We start from the raw sequence: 20,498 nt of genomic DNA, 5'->3' as shown, positions 1-20,498 counted from the left end.
ACACTTCAGTCAAACCGCAAGCGAATATGGAGCGTTGATATCAGAAGGGGAGTAATTCTACCATCAACCCAGCTAGACCTATGCCTGATTCACAAAAATTAGAGAATTTTCTAGAAGTTCCAATCTCAGATGAGGACACATTTATTCTCACAACTCATGATGAAGCTGCGAGCTGGCTTGCCTCATATAAAGAAGAATGGGAATGGGTCTTTCAATATACTAAAACACAACCCGTTCAAGCCACTGCCCAGCCGATACAGCATTTCATTAACGAGCTGACAAACAGGCTTCAACAATTAACGAACCCTAACGCCAATACAGAACAGCTTAGATCCCAAATACTCAATCTCTTCAAGAGCCAGATTAATAAAGGGTGGATACTTAGCAATAACCCTAAGATCAAATTCGCTCTTCAGTCTCGAGCTCAGAGTGATCTCACAGCTCTTATGCGGATCGCATACTTCCAGGGTAGCCCCTACCAACTGAACCTGCTCACTCCTGAGCTGTTTGACGCTCTCATGGATGCGATGATCTTTGATCGTAAGCTGGCCGAAATCACACCGAGCACCAAAGCTACAATTACAAAAGCTATCACAGGCTATGAGGCAGACCTCTCGAAGCTACGCACACAGAGAGATAAACACGATGCTGACTGGACCACACAGCTCACGGCAATCCAGGCCACGCTTAAAGAACATTCCGATAATCTGCAAAATCTCCACGACACCCGGCTAGAGAAACTCGACAACTTCATTGCCGAATCTGAGGAAAAAATAGAAGCGTGGAAGAAGGCACACCGTGAAGAAATCAACCTCAAGGAACCCGTTACATTTTGGGAAAAGCGCAAAAAAACCAGCCTCATTTCTTGGATCGTACTGGGACTGGTGTTTGTAGCTAGTCTATGCGCCACGGGAGCCATCCTTGTAGCTCAAAGCAACTCGATCTACGAAGGGCTTAAGCTAGGGGATAAAATCGAGTATTGGAGAGTTGCTGCCATGCTCCTACTGGGAGGCCTTGCATTTTGGTTCCTGCGTATAATCTCAAAGATCTTCCTAAGCCAGCTACACGCATGGTCTGACGCACAAGAAAGAGTCACAATGGTGCAAACTTATCTCTCTCTGCTCCAAGATGAAAAAGGTTTAGGAGATAACGATAGGCGTCTAATTCTGGAAGCCCTGTTCCGCCCGTCACCTTCTGGAATCATCAAAGACGACGGTGTACCTCCGGCTATGTTTGATATGATCAGCCGCCTAAAGTAAAAATTCAAAAAAGAATACAGCACACGGCAATAATTAGCTGATGAACGACCTAGTGACCGTGAACTGATGCCCACCTTACCCATGCACACGATCACCCTGCCAGCGACTGCTACGGAGAGAGCTCTGCCTCAGCTGCTCCCTTTATTGAATGCTGCGGAGGAAGCCTGCGAGATCACTCTGGATTTCAAGAATGTCAGGTTTTACTACCCCCATGCGATCGTGATTCTTTTGGCGCGCTGCCGCTATTGGATCAATCATGGGAAACGAGTCAATCTGAGCAACTACACAGAATGTCCAGCAAGCACGTACCTGAGGCGCATTGATTTCTTTAGCATGCTGGGAATTCCTGTTGAAGATGGCTTTCACCGCCACGATGCAAATGGCCGATTCGTTTGTCTCAAGCACATCCAACTTCGCGATAATAATGTCGACTCCATTGCTCGTGAAGTCGCTGAATGCCTGGCTTCGGAAAACTGGGAGCTTCAAGAATGTCTCAAATACGCCATTGGTGAAATCATCACGAATGTGGCACAACACTCCTGCGGTGAAGGCTACCTCTATGCCCAACGCTATCAGGAATCTAGCATGGTTCACTTCGCAGTAGCCGATACGGGAATAGGATTGAAAGCTAGTTTCGAAGGAACGGAATTAGAAGCCTCTCTGGATACGGACCTCAAAGCGCTAGAGAAGGCTCTAGAACCAGAAGTTTCCAGCGCTCTGCTTCGTCCACCTACAGGCCCTTATGGTCAATACGTCAACAGAGGGATTGGCCTCTCGATGGTCAATGAAATCGGACGACAAACTTACGGCAGGATGTACGTTTCTACTGGCAATGCTTATTTCCTGCGCATTGGAGATACAAGTGCCCATTTCGAAGAAAACGACGATCTCTACCACCCTGGAGTTCTTGTTGACCTTCATTTGAACACCGATGAAATTGATAATTTTGAACAGATTATCACCGAAGTCAGAAATGTCGTCACCCCATCTGAGCTTGACAATTGGGATGAACTATTCGAATAAATATCTATGAATCACGAACTTACTCTCAGAGAATTAGTGGGTTCATTTGCTGCAAATGGCACGATGGGCGACCAACTGCGTATCGATAAAATCGAGCCCTTATGGAAAGAATCTGAGAAAATCATCCTCAATTTCGAAGGTGTGAGTTCTATGACTGATTCCTTTGCTAATGCATTCATTGGAAATATAGTCGAACGTCACCCAGAGGATTTTCGCGCTAAATTGCGCTTTATTAATTGCAGCCCACTCGTGAAGTCATTCATCAAAGGCGCACTGCAATACGCTCAAAGCAGGCTCGCCCAAGCCTAAAACCTAGTTGAGTGAAAGTCACAGGCTGCTTAGCCTATACCTATAAGCATTGAGCACACTTTTTACTTAGGCTGGCAATCGCCATGCTTACATCCCTAGGTTTTTCGTAAAACGTGATACCTAAGTCGTCAAATTATATCTGGGCAAAGTCTTGCCACGCTGTATTTTTAATTGTGCAACCCTAAGGCTCCCAATTTGCAAGGACACACACAAAGAATACGACAAGATAGACGCCGCACCCATTGAACTCTAATGAAACCTTGCATCATCAAAACAGAAGAACAATACGAGCAAGCCCTTGACCGTATTGGCACCCTCATGGAGGGTGACCCTGCTGCAGACAGCGATGACGGCATGGAACTTAATCTCCTAGCCACGCTGATCGAGCAATACGAGGACATCGTGTACCCAGTAGATCTCCCTAGCCCGGTCGCAGCGATCAAGTTCAGAATGAAACAAGCTGGACTGAAGCAAAAAGACCACCTCCCAAACAGAGGCAGCCAATACCTCAAACCAGCCAAACCTACCTACAAAAATTTCCCCACCTCACTCAGAGATCTTGCGGAGTAGAGACGAGTGGATTCTGCAGCAGATTCAGGTATTTGCAAAAGTTGACACCCATGCTACTTTTAGTTGACAAAAGTTGACACACTTTCCACAAGCCCCACGTCTATGAATAAGCAACTCAACATCGAAGCGATCAAAGAAGCTGCAAAAAATGCAGGCTTCAACCAATCTCAGATTGCGGAGAAGCTCGATATTTCTCGTGCTGCAGTATCTAAGTGGTTTAAAGCACAAACCACGCCGAGGCCTGCGGAGTTGTTGAAGCTAGGCAAGCTACTGGGGCTACGCCACAAAGATCTTTATCTACAAGCGCCAAACCCAAACGCGCCCTTGGTTGCATTTCGTAAGCGTGCGAGCACAAAAACCACTGACAAACACATTGAGAGAGCCAAGCTCATGGGCCTGTTTCTGCAACCACTGGTCCAATATTTCGACTTTGATCCGTACCTAGCTGCCCCAGCACTCAAATCTCCGAGTCTTGACTACAAATACATTCAAGGCTTGGTCTCACAGATCAGAACCGATCTAGAAATCAAGGCTGATGCTCCAGTCGATTTCCAGCAACTCATTGGTTTATTTGCAAAATACCAAGCAAAGCTCATTCCCACACTCTGGGGAGAAAAGTCAAAGCATGAGAACGCGCTTCACATCTACCTTCCTGACTCACAAACCACCTGGGTTTACTTAAATCTAGATACGAATATTCACGATTTTAAATTCTGGATGGCGCACGAGCTCGGGCATGTGATGAGTATTTCACTCCTCGAATCTGGTGACGTGGATTTTGCAGAAGACTTTGCCGACACCTTTGCTGGCGCATTGCTCTATCCTGCCACCGTAGCTGCAGGATCTTACATTCGATATCGAGATGCTAAGACAGAGTCTGCTAGGTTAAAGGTACTAGTCGCAGAAGCTAGGGAGTTCGTGATCTCCCCACTTTCCGTCTACAAGGAGCTAGAGAAGTACGCTGAGGCCAATGGGCAACCATTCAAAACCATTGAGCAAGGGAAGCTACACGCTAGTATCTCAAGATTTAATCAGGGCTTCAAGAACCTCAGTCATGCCTTACTAGAAACCGAGCAACCCACAGCCGAAGCGTACTTCGAGCTCGTGAAAAACGCTTTTGGCTCAGACTTCTTCGATGGCCTACAAAAATACCTAAATGATACGGGAGCCAGCCTGACCTCACTTTGTAATATACTCAACGTTTCTCCAGTAGACGCAAAAGCATACCACGAAGCCCTCAGCCACTAATTCCCTCCCCAATTCGTCATGGCGCAAACAAAGATCCTGATCGATACGAATAGCTATCTACGTCTTGCCCAGAACCTTCACCCACTCCTTTGTCAGTCATTCGGAAGCTGTGCGTACACTATTTACGCGCACGCCGACCTAAATGATGAACTGAAAGGCAACCGCAGAATCAAGGGAAAGTTTACATGGTTCTCCGAGGAAAAATTCAAAGAAGCTCGTATCCGCTCAGTCCAACTGAGCAGACAAAATAAACAAGACATCGAAGACTTCAGAGCCCACATGTGGGACTATGTTATGGAAGAGCAGTATGCGAAGTACGGTAAAGGTGCTAGTCCAGTTGATGTCCTGATCTTAGCTACGGCTCTTGCTCTCGGAATCAAAGTGGTCACTGATGACCAAGATATGATTGAAGTAGCTCAAGAGTTCGAGGTCGATTTCCTCTCCAGCCTCGCGCTACTTAAGCTCATGCTGGATGAAGATCATATTGAAATGGAAAAAGTCATCCAAGTCACTGAACAATGGCAGTATGACAATGACACTCCCTACAAAGCATGGAAACAAGAATATCGAAAGCTCTTCGATCAGCCACCCCAAATTATTGATTCCTAGTAATCGAACCAGGATTCTTCAAGTACTAGCTCCCTTGGTATTTCGTAAAACGTAACACCTCAATCGTAAAGGCGATCCCGACCACTTGTCAGCCATCGATCCTAGGGTTTCGAATTCGGGGGGGACACACACAGGTACGATGAGATGGACGTCACCACCATCGAACTCGAATGAAGCCTTACATTATCGAGACTAGAGAACAATACCAAGTGCTGCCCGCCCGTGAAACCCTTCATCAAAGGCGCGCTACAGTACGCCCAAAACAGACTTGTGCACACCTAGAATATTCAAAACTCATTTTTGAAAATTACAGATAGTTTAGCTGATTCCTATAAGTATTGAGCGCACGTTTTTCTTAAGCTGGCAATCGACAAGTTTGTATTAACTGCGTGAATAGGTATGCATCATACCCAATGGCTATTGACCTATGCCCCATGAGCATCTACTAGAACACCATGTCCAGCACACTTGGCCAAATCTTTAAAATTTCGACATGGGGTGAATCTCACGGCGTTGGCGTTGGCGTCAACATCGACGGCTGCCCACCGCTCTTGGAAATCACTCAAGAAGAGATCCAGAAGGAACTCGACCGTCGCCGTCCGGGCCAGTCTGACATCGTCACTCCACGTCAAGAAGGCGATGTCTGTGAAATTCTCTCAGGTGTCTTCGAAGGCAAAACTCTCGGCTCACCCATTGGTATCCTCGTGCGTAATAAAGACCAACGCCCGTCTTCTTACACCGAAATGAAGGACAAATACCGCCCCTCACACGCTGACTATACCTACGATGCCAAATATGGTATCCGCGCCTGGCATGGTGGTGGCCGCGCATCCGCTCGCGAAACCATCGGCCGCGTTGCAGCAGCCGCAGTCGCCAAAAAAGTCATCGACTCCATCTGCCCAGGTATCGAAGTTGTCGCTTACGTCAAATCTATCAAACACCTCGAAGCTTCCGTCGACCCGAATACCATTCAGTTCGATGATGTAGAATCTAACATTGTCCGTACTGGCGACCCCAAAATGGTTGACCCCATGATTGATCTCATCAAAGAAGTCCGCGGCCAAGGAAATTCCGTCGGTGGTGTCGTAGAATGTGTCATCCGTAACTGCCCAGCAGGCCTCGGTGCCCCGGTGTTCGACAAGCTCGAAGCAGAACTTGCCAAAGCCATGCTCTCTATCCCTGCAACCAAAGGATTTGAAATTGGTTCAGGCTTTGCCGGCACCCAACTCACCGGCGCAGAACATAACGACCACTTCTACATGGAAGAGGGAAAAGTTCGTACAAAAACTAACAACTCAGGTGGCGTCCAAGGTGGAATCTCTAACGGTGAAAACATCATCTTCAGAGTCGCCTTCAAACCTACTGCCACCATTATGACAGAACAACCTACTGTCAGCAATGACCTCCAAGACACCGAACTCAAAGGACGCGGCCGCCACGATGCCTGCGTTCTCCCTCGCGCTGTCCCCATGGTCGAAGCTATGGCATACCTCACGCTCGTTGACCACATCCTGCGCCAACGCGCTCAAACAGGTAAGGTCTAACACCAGCTTATCCGCCCGCTAGGCAGACAACATAACTACTCCTAGCGGGTCCCTTCCCCTACCTTATATCGGCCCAGCTAGACAAAGGGGTATTAGAGTTCTGAGCGAAAACAATCAACCAAGCTCATCCATGCGCATTCTGATTGCCATCCTACTCTTCACCCTCCCCCTTTGCGCCCAAGAACTCACTCCTCGCCGTTGGAGCCATCTCCCAACGGATAAAAACCTTATGGGCCTTGGCTACGCCTACACCCAAGCTGACATCTTTCTCGACCCAGTACTCCAAGTCGAAAACCTCGAGCTCGAACTCCAAACTCTCGCACTCCGCTACATCAGAACCTTCGAATTCCTCGGCACCTCTTCACGCTTCGAACTCGGCCAAGGATACCAAGACGGCATCTACCGTGGCCTACTACGCGGTGAACAAGCCAGCGCCTACCGCAGTGGCCCTACAGACACTCTACTGCGAATCTCATCTATCCTCTACGGAGCCCCACCGCTCAAAGGCAAAGAGTTTGCGCAATACAGAAAGTCCGTCCAGAACTCCGAAACCCTCATAGGTGCAGCCCTCATTCTCCAACTCCCCACTGGAGATTATTCAGAAAACCAACTCATCAATATCGGCAGTAACCGCTTCACCATCCGCCCACAAATCGGCATCGTCCACCAACGCGATAAATGGACCTTCGAAACCTCTGCTTCCATGTGGGCCTTCTCAGATAACAACGAATTCTGGCAAGGCACCCACCGCCAACAAGACCCCCTCTGGGCCTTCCAGTCCCACCTCATCTACACCTTCCAACCCGGATTTTGGTCCAGCGCTAGCATAGGCTACGGCATCGGTGCCGAAAACGAAGTCAACGGCATCAATAAAAATGACTCCGCCGAAAACCTCGCCTTCTCCCTCGCCGGCGGCTATGCGTTCACCCGTAATTTCGGTGCCAAAATCGCCTACATTGGGACTCGGACCCAAACGGATAAAAGCTTCGATAGCGACACCCTCGCCCTCGGCTTCTCCTGGATCTGGTGAATCCTCTCCCCCACTTTTCTCCCGTCACGCCATTCTTTTACATCGACGCAGTAGTGAGCATGCTATTTCATGTTTCTTAATGAATTTTGGGGAAATAGGAGTCTCTGGCATGGCAATCATTGTGATCATTGCATGTGCCACCCTGGGTTTCGCCAAAGGGGCACTCAGACTCTTCTACGGCTTTCTCTGTTTCGTCGGAACCCTCACCGCCGGCTGGATCGGCAGCCAATTCCTCTTCCCTGTCGTCATCAAAAAATGGCCCGACCTACCAGACTATAGCCAATGGGTCTGCGCCCTAGCATGCGCCATCATCACCTTCCTTACCCTTAAGGCCATTACAGACTTCTTCTGTGACCCCTTCGCTAAAGAAGATGATTCTAAAAAGCGCTCAAACCTACTCGGCATCACCACTGGCTTCGCCATGGGCTTTGCCATCTGCCTCCTCGCCATGTACAAACTCGTCGATAAAGGCACACGCGCTGAAATCGACTACTGGGTCTCCATGGCCAGCCAATCCACCCCACAGGATTTTCCTGAACTGGCAAAACTCAAACATGACCTCCTCAACGCTCCCCTAACCAAACAATTCGCACAGTTCTTCAACGCGCGTGACTCAGGCTCTGACAACCTTGCCAAGCTCGCTATCATGCAAGCCGCCGCCCCTGAAAAAATTGCAGCCCTCACCCAGCACCCAGATATCGCTCCCACCCTCGAAAACCCACAACTCAAAAACTTCCTCGAATCTCCCGAAATCATCGAACGTATCAAAAATGGCGATACCGCCAGCATCCTCAACCATCCAGATTTCATCGCCCTGCTCGCGGACCCACAAATGAATCACGCAATCGCTCAGATCGATATTGAACAAGCGCTCAAGCTCCGCTAGACCATCACCAACAAAGCACAGGTCATATTCACCTCCGCCCAATTTTTACCATTCAATCTCATGCCAAGAGAAGACTACATCGCAACCATCGGCCTCGAAGTTCATTGTCAAATCAACTCCGAGAGTAAAATGTTCTGTTCCTGCCGCGCTGGATATGGCCACGAACCTAACACCAATGTTTGCCCAGTCTGCCTCGGCCTCCCCGGCGCCCTCCCTGTCCTCAATAAACACGCAATCGAACAAACGATTCTCGCAGGCATGTTGCTGAACTGCACCACCCCGGAAGTTTCCAAGTGGGACCGTAAAAACTATTTCTACCCGGACATGCCTAAAAACTACCAACTTACCCAGTTCGACCTCCCTCTCTGCGGTGGTGGTGGTGTCCCCCTCTACGACCTCGCCTACCACAAGGATGTTCAGAAAAATATCCCCAACCCTGGCAAAGTCGTGCAAATGAACCGCATCCACCTCGAAGAGGATGTCGCTAAGTCCACCCACCTCTCCAACTCCTCCACCATCGACTATAACCGCGCCGGCACCCCCCTCATGGAGATCGTTACCGAACCAGATATCGATTGCGCTGAAGAAGCATACGCCTACCTCAAGTCCCTCCAACAAATCCTCCAATACGGCAAAATCTCAGACGCCGATATGGAAAAAGGTCAAATGCGCTGCGATGTAAACATCTCCGTGCGCAAAAAAGGCACCGATAAACTCGGGACCAAACTCGAAATCAAAAACCTTAACTCCATCTCCGCAGTTCGCTCAGCAATCTACTACGAAATCGACCGCCAAATCGAAGAACTCGATATGGGTATCGATCAACAACAAGCCACCCTGCGCTGGGACCCCAACACAGGCCAAACCTCAGTCATGCGTATCAAAGAAGACTCCCATGACTATCGCTACTTCCCAGAGCCAGACCTCCTGCCCGTAAACACCTCCGATCTCGTCGAGAAAATGAAAGCTCACGTCCCTGAGCTTCCACATGATAAACGTGACCGCTTCGTCGCTGACTACGGCGTCTCCCCATACGATGCTGGTGTGCTCACCAGCGACCTCACACTCGCCGACTATTTTGAAGCTGCTGCTCAAGGGTCCAAATTCGGTAAAAAAATTGCCAACTGGATCATCAATACCGTCCTCGGTAAACTCAACGAAACCTTCCTCACCATCGACCAAAACCCTCTCAAACCAGAGTCACTCAACGCCCTCGTCGAATTGATCGAAGCTGGAACAATCTCTAACAACCAAGCCAAGGAGGTCTTCGCAGTCCTCTGGGATGCTCCTGAGAAACAACCCGCTGAAGTTGCTAAAGCACTCGGTTTCGAACCAGCAGATAATTCAGAGGTCGAATCTATCATCGATGGACTCATCGATGCCAACCCTGAAAAAGTCGCCGAAATCAAAGGTGGTAACGCCAAAGCCGCAAACTGGTTCACAGGCCAAGTGATGAAAGCCTCAAAAGGGAAAGCAAACCCCAAAATGGTCTCAGACTACGTCAAAGCAAAGCTTGAGATCTAACCCCTCTAGATCTACCTAACAACAACATGGCAAAATCCTCATACTCTAAACTAGATATAGTTGGCATCATCCTTGCCATGTTGTTTCTACTAGGGCTAGCCCTTTGGTTCACCCAGTATGCCCAAAAACACACTGGCTTCGTAACTAGCGCCGCCTACCTCAGCTCCGTTCCGGCCGAAGGGAAACACATCCATGTCGATTCCATCGAATCCTATTGGATCAAGCGCAACGGTAAAGTCTACCCCGCCGCTAAAATTACCATTTCTCCTCAGTCGTCCACCGGAGCTCTCCGAACCTTTTTTAGATCTAACGTTGGTGATACTCCTAAGCCATCCAAAGTCGTTGGTGACTCTAACACATTGCGTGTCAAAGATGGTAAATTTAGTAATGACTCCCATACAATCGAGGTCGTCTGCACCAAAGGCCTCGAATCTGAAGCAGACTTCCTAGCCTACCGTAATCAAGATGACTACCGCTGGGTTATCGAACTGCGCGAAGCTAAAGAAGGCTCCCGAAGTGCGAGTGATTTCAACTCACTCGCACAAGCCCCCATCAGCCCCCTCATTCTTAGCCCTGCTGAAAAGTAACGGCTGACTTACTCCCCGCGCTTGTCGCACTCCTGCTAAAAGCATAGTATCTCCATCAGCACGATGATGGAACATACCTACTCAATCACTGGCCTTAGCTGCAAAAACTGTAAAGCTAAAGCGGAAGCAGCTCTCGAACAGTTAGATTCCTTAAGCTCTGCCGATGTCGACCTCGCCGCCAAACAGGTCACCATCAAAATGCACAAGCACATCCCGCTAGATGAGCTTAAACAAGCACTCTTAACGGCTGGACTCGACTACCAGATCCAACTTCCTCAACACCATCTCGCCCCTCAGAGCTCTCCCTCACCACCACCCCGGCAAGCGAAACCCAGCTCGACACCAACTGATGGCTACTATTGCCCGATGCACTGCGAAGGTGAGAAAATCTACCCCGCACCCGGTGACTGCCCAGTCTGCGGTATGGACCTCGTTCCTCTCGCCACGGACATGCCCAAAACCCACTTCACCTGTCCCTCACACCCAGAAATCGAGCAAGACACCCCAGGTGCTTGCCCGATCTGTGGTATGGACCTCGTACCAAAAGAAGCAGACCTATCAGCCGAAGAAAAAAACTACCTAGAACTGCGCAAAAAAATGCGCATCGCCAGTGTCTTTGCCATCCCTCTCTTTATTGTCTCTATGGGGGAAATGATCCCTCACAACCCAATTGTCCACCTCCTACCACAACAAACATGGAATTGGATCCAATGCGCACTCTGCCTACCAATTGTCTGGATTTGTAGAGTCTTTTTCCAACGCGCTTGGACATCCATCGTCACCCTCAAACTCAACATGTTCACACTCGTCGGGCTAGGAACCGGTATCGCCTTCCTATTTAGCATCTTCGCCTTGCTCTTCGCCGACTCCCTTCCTGCCGAGTTCCGCACCCATAATGGCAGTGTGCACCTCTACTTTGAAGCCACAGGTGTCATTCTCACACTCGTTCTCTTAGGCCAACTGCTAGAAGCCCGAGCTCACAGTAAAACTTCAGGTGCCATGAAGGCCCTCTTGGGATTAGCTCCCAGTACTACCACCCGTATCGAAGACGGTGAGGACATCACCATCGCCCTCAGCCAAGTCACCAAAGGCGACCACCTGCGTGTCAAACCAGGAGAAAAAATCCCCGTAGATGGCCATATCATCTCAGGCTCCACCCACATCGATGAATCCATGCTCACCGGTGAATCCCTCCCCGTTGCCAAACATCCAGACGACCAAGTCCACTCAGGCTCTATCAATGGCAACCACTCATTCGTCATGATCGCTGAAAAAGTCGGTTCTGAAACCCGCCTTTCGCACATCATTCAGATGGTCAATGCTGCAAGCCGCTCCCGTGCACCCATTCAAAAACTCGCTGATAGCCTCGCCCAATACTTTGTGCCCACTGTCCTCCTGATCTCACTCCTCACCTTCATCATCTGGGCTCTCTGGGGCCCCACCCCAGCTCTCGCATACGCCCTCATCAATGCCGTCTCTGTCCTCATCATCTCCTGCCCCTGTGCTCTGGGCCTCGCTACCCCTATGGCCGTCATGGTCGGGATCGGTAAAGGAGCCCAATCTGGCGTCCTTATCAAAGATGCCGAGTCACTCGAGCGACTCCATCACATCGATACTCTCATCACCGATAAAACAGGAACACTCACAGAAGGTAAACCATCCGTCCATTCCATCAGCCCTGAATCCCCCGAAGCTCTCAGTGTCGCCGCCTCACTAGCCCAACACTCTGAGCATCCACTCTCAAAAGCGATCACCCAATACGCACTCACCTCCCATACTCCACTCATAGAACTCACCCAGTTCTCAAATGTCTCCGGTAAAGGCGTCGTCGGTGAAACCACCACCGACACCCTCGCCATGGGGAATCAAAAACTGCTCGAGCAGTTAGATATCCCCCTCGCCTACCAAGACGAATGCCACACCCTCCAACAAAAAGGAATGACCGTGTCCTTCATCTGTAAATCAGGAGTAGTCCTAGCCATCATTGCCATCGCTGACGCCATCAAAAATTCTGCAAAAAACGCCATCAACTCCCTCCATAACGATGGAGTCAATGTCATCATGCTTACCGGAGATAACCCTCGCACTGCAGCCTCCGTCGCCAAAGAACTCGGCATCGCTCAGTTTGAAGCAGAGTGCCTCCCAGAAGATAAAATCCAAAAGGTCAAAGAACTCCAATCACAAGGCCATTGCGTCGCCATGATCGGTGACGGCATCAATGACTCCCCCGCCCTCTCACAAGCAGATATCGGTATCGCAATGGGTACCGGATCCGATATCGCAATGGAAAGCTCAGAAATCACTCTCGTTGACGGACAACTCAATGGCCTCACTAAAGCACTCACCCTCAGTAAAGCCGTCATCAAAAATATTAAACAAAACCTCTTCTTCGCTTTTATCTACAACGCCCTCGGTGTCCCAATCGCTGCAGGCATCCTCTACCCACACTTCGGCATCCTCCTCTCCCCCATGATCGCCGCCGCAGCCATGAGCTTCAGCTCAGTCTCAGTCATTTCAAATTCGCTCAGACTCAAAAAATACATCTCTAAAGGCCAAATGAAATGACTCAAAATAAAATTCAGTTGCGATAGCAATGTGCCTACACGCCCAATAATAGCTCACCTCATGCCAATATCCCCTTGATCACATGCGCTTTGTGAACTCCTGTGAGTTTCTGGTCTAACCCCTGGAATGGAACCGACAACTTGTGATGATCATAACCTAACAGGTGTAAAATAGTGGCGTGTAAATCGTAGGTGTGAACTGGATCTTTCACCACACGGTAACCGAGCTCATCAGTCTCCCCATAGCTAATCCCTTTTTTTACCCCAGCACCTGCCAACCACATCGTAAAAGCATTCGGGTTGTGGTCACGCCCCGCAAATGCTCCAGCATCCCCCCCGCGGTTCTCTTGCATCGGTGTTCTTCCAAACTCACCACCCCAGACCACGAGCGTATCTTCTAACATGCCACGCTGCTTCAGGTCACTTAACAATGCCGCTACGGGCTTATCTGTCTGTTGACACTTGTTCTTAAACCCGTGGTTGAGAGCTTCCGACTTGCTCGCACCATGCGAGTCCCAGCCCCAGTCAAATAACTGTACAAAGCGTACACCATTCTCCACTAATTTGCGCGCTAACAGGCAATTGTTCGCAAAAGACTCCTTGCCTGGCTCCGTTCCATAAAGCTCATGAATTTCCTTCGGCTCATCATTGATATCCATCACTTCTGGCACAGACGACTGCATCCGATACGCCATCTCGTACTGGGCAATTCTAGCGAGGGTCTCAGGGTCTCCCACTTCATGGAAATTCGCCTGATTAACTTTATTCAGAGCATCTAACGCTCTTCTGCGTATCACCCTATCAACACCTGCCGGATTTTTCACATTAAGAATCGGATCACCAGTCGATCGACATTGAACCCCCTGATAGACCGATGGCAAGTACCCGGAACCCCATAAGGATTTACCCACCCGCGGTAATCGCCCACCAGATAGCAACACCATATATCCTGGTAAGTTGTCGTTGCTCGATCCCAACCCGTAGGTCACCCAAGAACCAATCGATGGGTGCCCTAAATTCTGATTGCCGGTGAGTATCTTCAACTGCGCAGGCCCATGATTGAACTGGTCAGTTTGCATCGAGTGAATAAAACACAGATCATCCACATGCTGAGCCAAATGCGGCATCCTATCAGAGATAAACGTTCCCGATTGGCCGTATTGCTTAAAATCGTACACCGGACCCAAAATCTTGGGAGTCCCCTGAATAAAGGCAAACCTCTGACCCTCTAAATAAGAACTCGGACAATCCTTCCCATTAAATTTAACCAACTCAGGCTTGTTGACGAATAGCTCAAATTGGCTTGGTGCACCAATCATGTGAATGTAGATCACATTCTTGACCTTCGCGTCAAAACTCGGAGCTATCGGTGCCAAGGGGGCCTTAGGATCGTGCTCAATCGCCAATGGTGCCCCCATCGCTTTGTGCCCCTGAAGCGCTAACCACATCGAACCTAATCCTGTAGCACAATCACGCATAAAATGCCTGCGTGTCGTGAGCTCTAATTGATCATGTTGTAGTTTTTGGAATAAATTCATTGTTCTTACTTCGTTAGGGCTGCGTCTAAATTAAGTAGGAGAGATGCCATCACCGTGAATGCTGCCCCATCCGGCGTTCCCGCCATCCCCTTCATCAAGGCCGGCTTACTGCGGTAATGGGCCTCCATGTCCCTATACGCTGCCACTAAATCAGCAAGGTCCCCATCACTGGGCTCACGCGAGGTCGCCACCCGATACCCAAAGGAAATCTTTTCACGCACATCCCCATCCGTCTCATACTTCATCCTGCGCGCTAAACCCTTCGCACACTCAGCAAATGCTTCGTCATTCATGCTCGTCAGTGCCGCTATCGGAGTATTACTCACAAGACGACGCTTCGAGCAAACCTCCCGCGACGGGGTGTCAAAGGACATCAAGGCCGGGTAGGGAATCGAACGCTTCCAGTAGGTGTAAAGAGCACGCCGGTAACGCTGAGAATCTCCCACCGGCGCTGTGCGCCACTTGTCTGCAGCGTGAAACGGCTTCCACACCCCAGCTGGAAGCGGCGGATACACCGGAGCACCATATAGTTGCTCGTGGAGCAACCCAGCTACATGCAAACTCGAATCCCGCACAGCCTCAGCCCTCAGGCGTCTGCGCGACCCATAACTCATGTAAACATTACGGGGGTCTTTCTCTCGCTTCTCCGCGCTCGTCACCGCAGACTGCCGATACACCTTGCTCATGACAATCTCTCGTAACATCGCCTTCTGCGACCACTCGTGATCGTGTTGGAAACGCCATGCCAAGTAGTCTAACAACTCCGGATGACTTGGCTTCTCACCAGAGGATCCTAGATCTTCCAATGTCTCGACAATCCCACGCCCAAAGAGCTGATGCCAAAAACGGTTCACTACCACCCGCGAGGACAAAGGATTCTCATCTGAAACTAACCATCGAGCCATATCTAACCTGTTGGGCTCAGTAGCACTCGTCTGTAACTTGGGAAATGCATGAGGCGTGCCCGCCTTTTCTATCACTTTCCCCTTCTCTAGCCAATTGCCGCGGTCAAACACATGGTTCTTCCTCGCAATACTCGGATCCCGCTCAAGCATCACGGGTATCGAAGGGCCTCGAAACTTTAGATACGCCTTAGATGCAGCCTCTAGCTGATCCTTGTTAGCTCGCACCTCCTCACTTTTCGCCCAGCCACTCCATTGATCATCCTTGGCCGCGTAGACCCTGATGCGCTTCGCCACGAGCGGAAAGGAAGCCAGATAGCGTTGGTTAAATTCCAAACGTAACTCCAACGTCTCCCCCTTCAAATCTGAGAGCTCTCTTGCCAATGGAAAGACTGCCCAACGTGGGTGAAAAATCTTCGTGTAGGGCCCCCATCCACCACTCGACTTCTTATTCAAACTTTCCTCCACCCTATAGCCAATCTCCTGATGGTCTCCCACCGGGCGCACGAACTCAACTTCCTCATCGCGCTTCCCCCCTTTGACTCGAAGCTCAATGTAGCTCAATACTGCTCCCCAGTTTGGAGTAGATGCCGCAGCCTCTCCATCTTCAGGTAAGATCTCTAGTTTCAATGCTGTTAATGAATCAATACCATCCAACTCAATGGTGAAGTGTGTCCGAGATGCCACAGTCCCTACGGTTCGTACTTCACTCACTTTCTCGACTCGCTGCACTTCAGCCTTCCCCTTATTGACCTTCACCCCCTGGACTTTGACTGGTTCCCAAGAAGTCTGCGCCGCGAGCTCTCTCCCTCTTCCATAATAACGCGCTTCCTTCTCTAGCAATGCCGCATGACTCTTTTCAGCTGCGGCATAGTGCTTCTGATCCTGAGGCACACGCAACACAGGGGCGTGGTTGCTCAGATCAGCATCCTGACTGTTGTTGAAGAATGCTGAGAACTTGAAGTATTCCTCATGTTCAAAAGGGTCATAGGGATGGGAATGACACTGGGTACAACCAAATGTCTGGCCCTGCCATACCTCCCACGTCGTATTCACCCTATCCATCACCGCGGCCACACGAAATTCTTCATCGTCAGTGCCACCTTCCTCGTTCGCTTGCGTCAGACGGTGGAAGACCGTCGCCACGCGGTCATCAAAGCTGGGATTCTCAACCAAATCGCCAGCCAATTGCTTCACCGTGAACGTGTCAAATCGCATGTCCTCATTGTACGCCTTGATCAACCAATCACGGTACGGCCACACGTCCCGCTTCCGGTCCACCCCCAGCCCTTCGCTGTCAGCGTAACGTGCCAAATCCATCCAAACCGATGCCCAACGCTCACCATACCCAGGATCCGCTAAATATTCCTCCACAACCTTCTTCCATGCTGACTCAGCATCCCTCTCATACGCCTTCTCGAAGGCATCTAGCTCGGCCACACTCGGTGGAAGCCCCAATAAATCAAATTTCAAACGACGCAACAAAACGCTCGCATTAGCCTCACCATTCGGCTCCAAACCCTTCTCTCGCATCGCTTTATAAACATAGGCATCAATCTCAGTCTTTCCCCAATCCCCAGACAAAGCTGGTGGACTAGGCTTCTGGGGTGCCACAAAAGCCCAATGCTGCTCCCATTCAGCCCCCTCGCGAATCCAACGCTTCAACAAAGCCACCTCTTCTTCACTCAGCGGTTTACCATGCTCAGCCGGTGGCATCACATCATCTGGATCTCGCGTCTCAACCCGGCGAATCAACTCCGATGCCTCAGGCTTGCCCGGCACAATGATCGACTTCCCTGACTTGCCCTTCCCGAGCGCCAAATCTCGGTAAATAAAAGAAACATCACCAGCCATCTTCACCCCACCATGACAACCAGTACAGTTGCGGTTCAATATCGGCCGGATGTCATTGGCAAAACTCAGCTTTTCCTCTGCGCGTGCCGAAACGTAAACCAAGGCAGCTCCCACAGCGGCTACCGAAATCATGCGAAAATATGGAAGTACTTTAGTCAATAGTCTGTTTGATTGCTCACTCACTTTACCCCCACCTCACACTTGTTATTGCGCGAATTTACGACAGCTTTCTTGTGAGTTCACGACACAAAAAAGCACTGAGGCGCCACTCTCGACACCCCAGTGCTTCTACTTTCATGAGCCGTTTAGCCTAAAACCTCTATTGAACCTTGATTACCTTCAACTCTGCTGATGCCTCCTGTGGTACCGCAGTGTAGCTCTTGCCATTCACCAATACCTGATGCTCACCTTCTCCGTATGCCGATACGGTATAGCTACGCTTCCCTATTCTCTGCGACCATTGGAGCTTCTTGTCTGCCCCATGGACCGTTACCACTGGCAAGTCTGCCCCCTCAGCAACCTCGATCTTCAGCAATGCTCCAGTCGGCTTTCGACCGTCATTCTGCTCTTGCTTCACGGTCACTGGCCACCCTGGATACTGCCCCCCTTCAAAACGTGAGGCCACCTCATAGCTGCGTGGAATACAATGGAAGGTCGTTGTCCGCGCCACTGTGTCAAAATCAACCAACCCAAACCCCGGAACCTGATAATGTAAGCCAGCCTGACTTTCCGTATGTAATAGTCCATCCTCACGTGTATCCGGATTGGCCACCGCATGGAACGTCACCTTGTTTTGGAAACCATCCAGCCTCTCGCCAAGATATTGATCCTTAGTCGGTGGAGTCGTCTTGTAATAATTACTCTTATGTGTCGGGTGATAGGCCCGTGCATAAGCGTTAGCAACCGACGGTGCTGTAAACCCAAAGACAGCATCATTGTGCTCCTGAATCCCATGCTGAACCATCGTTGCTAAATGTTGGTCACCCGCTACATGCACTGCCCGCGCACTCCGCATTGTCTCCAACGCACGATTCCGACCACTCTGCGGCCACCCGTTCGAATCCAAATCTGCAATCAAATATTGCCCAGCATGATGCGTCGCCAAATTCCCAAACGGTGATTGACTCAATACTGCTTTCATCTGCGCTCCTTCACCCCAATCAGTCGCCCACTTCGCTAAAAATGCCTCCTGAGGTTCGCCTAACAGGTCTAGACCTGGCAAATCTAGCAACTTAGTGTCGAAGTCAGGATTATTGTAGTGATCCGGCCGTCTAGTCTTACTTTCTGGGAGCCCTTTACCTGCAGGTCCACTCTTGAATAGTCGGTCACCAACAATCGCAAAGCTCATCCCCCCCCAGTTCCAATCACAGAAATACGCTGGGATATCCTGCTCCAAAGCATCCGGCTGCACCGGGTCAGGCAAATGCGAAGTCTGCGTACGGTGTACCTGTGCCACAAACTCACCCGGATGCATGAAGCCACCGAGGTTCCAATTGCCTTTGGGTGCTGCACGTCCCCCCTGTGCCCAAAAGTTTCCTTGGTAAACGTCGTGGTCATCCGGCACAGTCACACTCGGCACATTGCGAATCACCTCTCTGAATGCCACACAGTGGTATAGCCACTTATACAAGTAGTCCTCAAAATAGTTCTTTCTGTCGACAAAACTTGGCTCGTGCTCGTACATCTGATCACCGTAAAAGAAAACCATATCTGGCTTACTCTCGATCACCTTTTCCTGCAGCTCATGGTGCGGGAAGTACACATTCTCCTTGAAGTTATTACTGCGTCCATTGGCATGTTTCACACACCCTAAAGCAGCCAAACGCACCTTACCTTCAGCGGGCTCTGCTGTGATCAACCCCGTGGAACTCGCTGGCTCATCCACACCATCTAATGCAATGCGAACACGGAACGGAACCTCTTGCGTCTGGTCCCATTTCTCTACCCTAAAAAATGCTAACTGGTCGATCGGGTGCACTTTCACACGTGCCTCTTCCACCCACTTGCCCCCTTTATAAAAGGAAAGCACCGCTTCTGTATCCTCATGCTGTGGCATGCATTGAGCCGAAAGCTTCAATACTCCCTTGTCCACGGTGTAATGCGTACAAGCCACCGGTGGCAGAGCTAGGCTGCGATCTCGCTTCACATCGCCAGTGACTCTATAGCCACTAAAGCGAGTCACCAGTGATGCTGTCTTACCTTCCTTCTTTCCAGGGTGGGAAAGTAAACCCACTCCGCCCACTAGCCTGCTGGCTGGTACAGTCGCACTCACCTCAGACTGACCATTCCCAGACTCCGCAGTCGCACTCAGTGTCACATCATCCCCCTTGCGCTTCCCTCGCAACTTCAACTTCACCTGCTTCCCTCCCCCAGAAATTTTGCCAGACCCAAGTTCCTTACCCGAATCCAAATCAATAATACGCAACACCCCCGAACCGTTCACCCCAATCGCAATTCCTGCACCTTCAGTCGCAGGCCACCCACCCTTCTTGGGTGCCTTAAAATCAAACACCATCATCTTCGAAAGACGGTTCTCTTGTGAATGCCCCGCCCCCACTAAAAAACCAGCCACACATTCATCAGATAACTCACCAGTACCAGAAGCCTTCATCCCAAGATCCACAACCACCTCGAAATCATCCCCCAATACCCGAGTCATGTCATGGGCCACCCTCCATCCTAAAAATGGTCTGTTAGGCTCACAGGTAACTGCCCCTTCATTCACGCTCCAGTCGTGCAATCGATTTGCCCACCAGTTAGGGCCTAGCCAACGACCATCAGTACGCTGCGCATCCAGCTGTGCATCACTCAGTGCATCTTCGCTGATAAGCTTCGCTAACTCACTGCCATCTTTCACTTCAAGCTTTTGTGAGTGATGAACCTGAAGACTGGGGAATGTGTTCTGAGCCATTGCCGTCGCCTGTAACGCCGCCAAGGTAATCAAGGATAAGTATCTCATATTAGGAATAATTCATCTGCTATATGCAAACAAATCACACATCCTTACAAGATTTTCTGTGTTTTTGCCAATTCCTGAGTCTCCTCTGCCCC

The 20,498-nt window shown here is 50.1% G+C and carries 15 protein-coding genes; 12 read left to right on the top strand and 3 right to left on the bottom strand.

Annotated elements, in window-relative coordinates; all coding sequences use genetic code 11:
- The first annotated feature begins 80 nt into the window (after window positions 1-80).
- The 12 genes from ACFSW8_RS13170 to ACFSW8_RS13115 all read left to right on the top strand — a co-directional run bounded on the left by ACFSW8_RS13170 (window position 81) and on the right by ACFSW8_RS13115 (window position 13,154).
- The gene (locus ACFSW8_RS13170) at window positions 81-1,259 is read left to right on the top strand and encodes a DUF6161 domain-containing protein (RefSeq protein WP_377091011.1); all 1,179 of its coding nucleotides are present in this window, start codon (window positions 81-83) and stop codon (window positions 1,257-1,259) included.
- A gap of 81 nt (window positions 1,260-1,340) precedes the next feature.
- A complete protein-coding gene (locus ACFSW8_RS13165; RefSeq protein WP_377178460.1) occupies window positions 1,341-2,282 on the top strand; it encodes an ATP-binding protein in 942 nt (313 codons plus the stop codon).
- Window positions 2,283-2,288: 6 nt separating this feature from the next.
- Window positions 2,289-2,591, top strand: a complete 303-nt coding sequence (locus tag ACFSW8_RS13160; protein WP_377091014.1) for an STAS-like domain-containing protein — start codon at window positions 2,289-2,291, stop codon at window positions 2,589-2,591.
- 252 nt (window positions 2,592-2,843) lie between these two features.
- Window positions 2,844-3,161, top strand: coding sequence for a helix-turn-helix domain-containing protein (locus ACFSW8_RS13155; protein WP_377091015.1), 318 nt, complete (start codon window positions 2,844-2,846; stop codon window positions 3,159-3,161).
- Between the two features lie 102 nt (window positions 3,162-3,263).
- Complete coding sequence (locus tag ACFSW8_RS13150) at window positions 3,264-4,409, top strand: XRE family transcriptional regulator (RefSeq protein ID WP_377091017.1); 1,146 nt, start codon at window positions 3,264-3,266, stop codon at window positions 4,407-4,409.
- An 18-nt stretch (window positions 4,410-4,427) separates the two neighbouring features.
- The gene (locus tag ACFSW8_RS13145) at window positions 4,428-5,018 is read left to right on the top strand and encodes a PIN domain-containing protein (RefSeq protein ID WP_377091018.1); all 591 of its coding nucleotides are present in this window, start codon (window positions 4,428-4,430) and stop codon (window positions 5,016-5,018) included.
- 455 nt (window positions 5,019-5,473) lie between these two features.
- Window positions 5,474-6,562, top strand: a complete 1,089-nt coding sequence (gene aroC / locus ACFSW8_RS13140; protein ID WP_377091020.1) for a chorismate synthase — start codon at window positions 5,474-5,476, stop codon at window positions 6,560-6,562.
- A gap of 130 nt (window positions 6,563-6,692) precedes the next feature.
- On the top strand, window positions 6,693-7,592 hold the full coding sequence (locus ACFSW8_RS13135) for a transporter (protein ID WP_377091021.1): 900 nt from the start codon (window positions 6,693-6,695) through the stop codon (window positions 7,590-7,592).
- Between the two features lie 109 nt (window positions 7,593-7,701).
- Window positions 7,702-8,478, top strand: a complete 777-nt coding sequence (locus ACFSW8_RS13130; protein ID WP_377178458.1) for a hypothetical protein — start codon at window positions 7,702-7,704, stop codon at window positions 8,476-8,478.
- 60 nt (window positions 8,479-8,538) lie between these two features.
- Complete coding sequence (gene gatB, locus ACFSW8_RS13125) at window positions 8,539-10,002, top strand: Asp-tRNA(Asn)/Glu-tRNA(Gln) amidotransferase subunit GatB (RefSeq protein WP_377091022.1); 1,464 nt, start codon at window positions 8,539-8,541, stop codon at window positions 10,000-10,002.
- Window positions 10,003-10,028: 26 nt separating this feature from the next.
- On the top strand, window positions 10,029-10,589 hold the full coding sequence (locus tag ACFSW8_RS13120; protein WP_377091023.1) for a hypothetical protein: 561 nt from the start codon (window positions 10,029-10,031) through the stop codon (window positions 10,587-10,589).
- Between the two features lie 63 nt (window positions 10,590-10,652).
- Complete coding sequence (locus tag ACFSW8_RS13115; protein WP_377091024.1) at window positions 10,653-13,154, top strand: heavy metal translocating P-type ATPase; 2,502 nt, start codon at window positions 10,653-10,655, stop codon at window positions 13,152-13,154.
- Window positions 13,155-13,212: 58 nt separating this feature from the next.
- On the opposite strand, the gene ACFSW8_RS13110 is transcribed toward ACFSW8_RS13115, so the two are convergent.
- The 3 genes from ACFSW8_RS13110 to ACFSW8_RS13100 all read right to left on the bottom strand — a co-directional run bounded on the left by ACFSW8_RS13110 (window position 13,213) and on the right by ACFSW8_RS13100 (window position 20,406).
- The gene (locus tag ACFSW8_RS13110; RefSeq protein WP_377091025.1) at window positions 13,213-14,691 is read right to left on the bottom strand and encodes a DUF1501 domain-containing protein; all 1,479 of its coding nucleotides are present in this window, start codon (window positions 14,689-14,691) and stop codon (window positions 13,213-13,215) included.
- Window positions 14,692-14,696: 5 nt separating this feature from the next.
- Window positions 14,697-17,579 (bottom strand): DUF1553 domain-containing protein, encoded by a 2,883-nt coding sequence (locus ACFSW8_RS13105; protein WP_377091026.1) that lies wholly within the window; start codon window positions 17,577-17,579, stop codon window positions 14,697-14,699.
- A gap of 187 nt (window positions 17,580-17,766) precedes the next feature.
- The gene (locus ACFSW8_RS13100; RefSeq protein ID WP_377091028.1) at window positions 17,767-20,406 is read right to left on the bottom strand and encodes an alkaline phosphatase D family protein; all 2,640 of its coding nucleotides are present in this window, start codon (window positions 20,404-20,406) and stop codon (window positions 17,767-17,769) included.
- Window positions 20,407-20,498: the final 92 nt, after the last annotated feature.

Source organism: Rubritalea tangerina (genome assembly GCF_042683245.1).
Lineage (GTDB): Bacteria > Verrucomicrobiota > Verrucomicrobiia > Verrucomicrobiales > Akkermansiaceae > Rubritalea > Rubritalea tangerina.
Note: the sequence above shows the minus strand (reverse complement) of the source record. Positions and strands in the feature narration are given on the sequence as shown.

Excerpts from the sequence above, each read along its gene's own strand:
- ACFSW8_RS13150 (WP_377091017.1), top strand. The coding sequence starts at position 3,264 with ATGAATAAGCAACTCAACATCGAAGCGATCAAAGAAGCTGCAAAAAAT.
- ACFSW8_RS13160 (WP_377091014.1), top strand. The coding sequence starts at position 2,289 with ATGAATCACGAACTTACTCTCAGAGAATTAGTGGGTTCATTTGCTGCA.
- ACFSW8_RS13130 (WP_377178458.1), top strand. The coding sequence starts at position 7,702 with ATGGCAATCATTGTGATCATTGCATGTGCCACCCTGGGTTTCGCCAAA.
- gatB (WP_377091022.1), top strand. The coding sequence starts at position 8,539 with ATGCCAAGAGAAGACTACATCGCAACCATCGGCCTCGAAGTTCATTGT.
- ACFSW8_RS13110 (WP_377091025.1), bottom strand. The coding sequence starts at position 14,691 with ATGAATTTATTCCAAAAACTACAACATGATCAATTAGAGCTCACGACA.
- ACFSW8_RS13170 (WP_377091011.1), top strand. The coding sequence starts at position 81 with ATGCCTGATTCACAAAAATTAGAGAATTTTCTAGAAGTTCCAATCTCA.
- ACFSW8_RS13135 (WP_377091021.1), top strand. The coding sequence starts at position 6,693 with ATGCGCATTCTGATTGCCATCCTACTCTTCACCCTCCCCCTTTGCGCC.
- ACFSW8_RS13100 (WP_377091028.1), bottom strand. The coding sequence starts at position 20,406 with ATGAGATACTTATCCTTGATTACCTTGGCGGCGTTACAGGCGACGGCA.
- ACFSW8_RS13155 (WP_377091015.1), top strand. The coding sequence starts at position 2,844 with ATGAAACCTTGCATCATCAAAACAGAAGAACAATACGAGCAAGCCCTT.
- aroC (WP_377091020.1), top strand. The coding sequence starts at position 5,474 with ATGTCCAGCACACTTGGCCAAATCTTTAAAATTTCGACATGGGGTGAA.
- ACFSW8_RS13105 (WP_377091026.1), bottom strand. The coding sequence starts at position 17,579 with ATGATTTCGGTAGCCGCTGTGGGAGCTGCCTTGGTTTACGTTTCGGCA.
- ACFSW8_RS13115 (WP_377091024.1), top strand. The coding sequence starts at position 10,653 with ATGATGGAACATACCTACTCAATCACTGGCCTTAGCTGCAAAAACTGT.
- ACFSW8_RS13165 (WP_377178460.1), top strand. The coding sequence starts at position 1,341 with ATGCACACGATCACCCTGCCAGCGACTGCTACGGAGAGAGCTCTGCCT.
- ACFSW8_RS13145 (WP_377091018.1), top strand. The coding sequence starts at position 4,428 with ATGGCGCAAACAAAGATCCTGATCGATACGAATAGCTATCTACGTCTT.
- ACFSW8_RS13120 (WP_377091023.1), top strand. The coding sequence starts at position 10,029 with ATGGCAAAATCCTCATACTCTAAACTAGATATAGTTGGCATCATCCTT.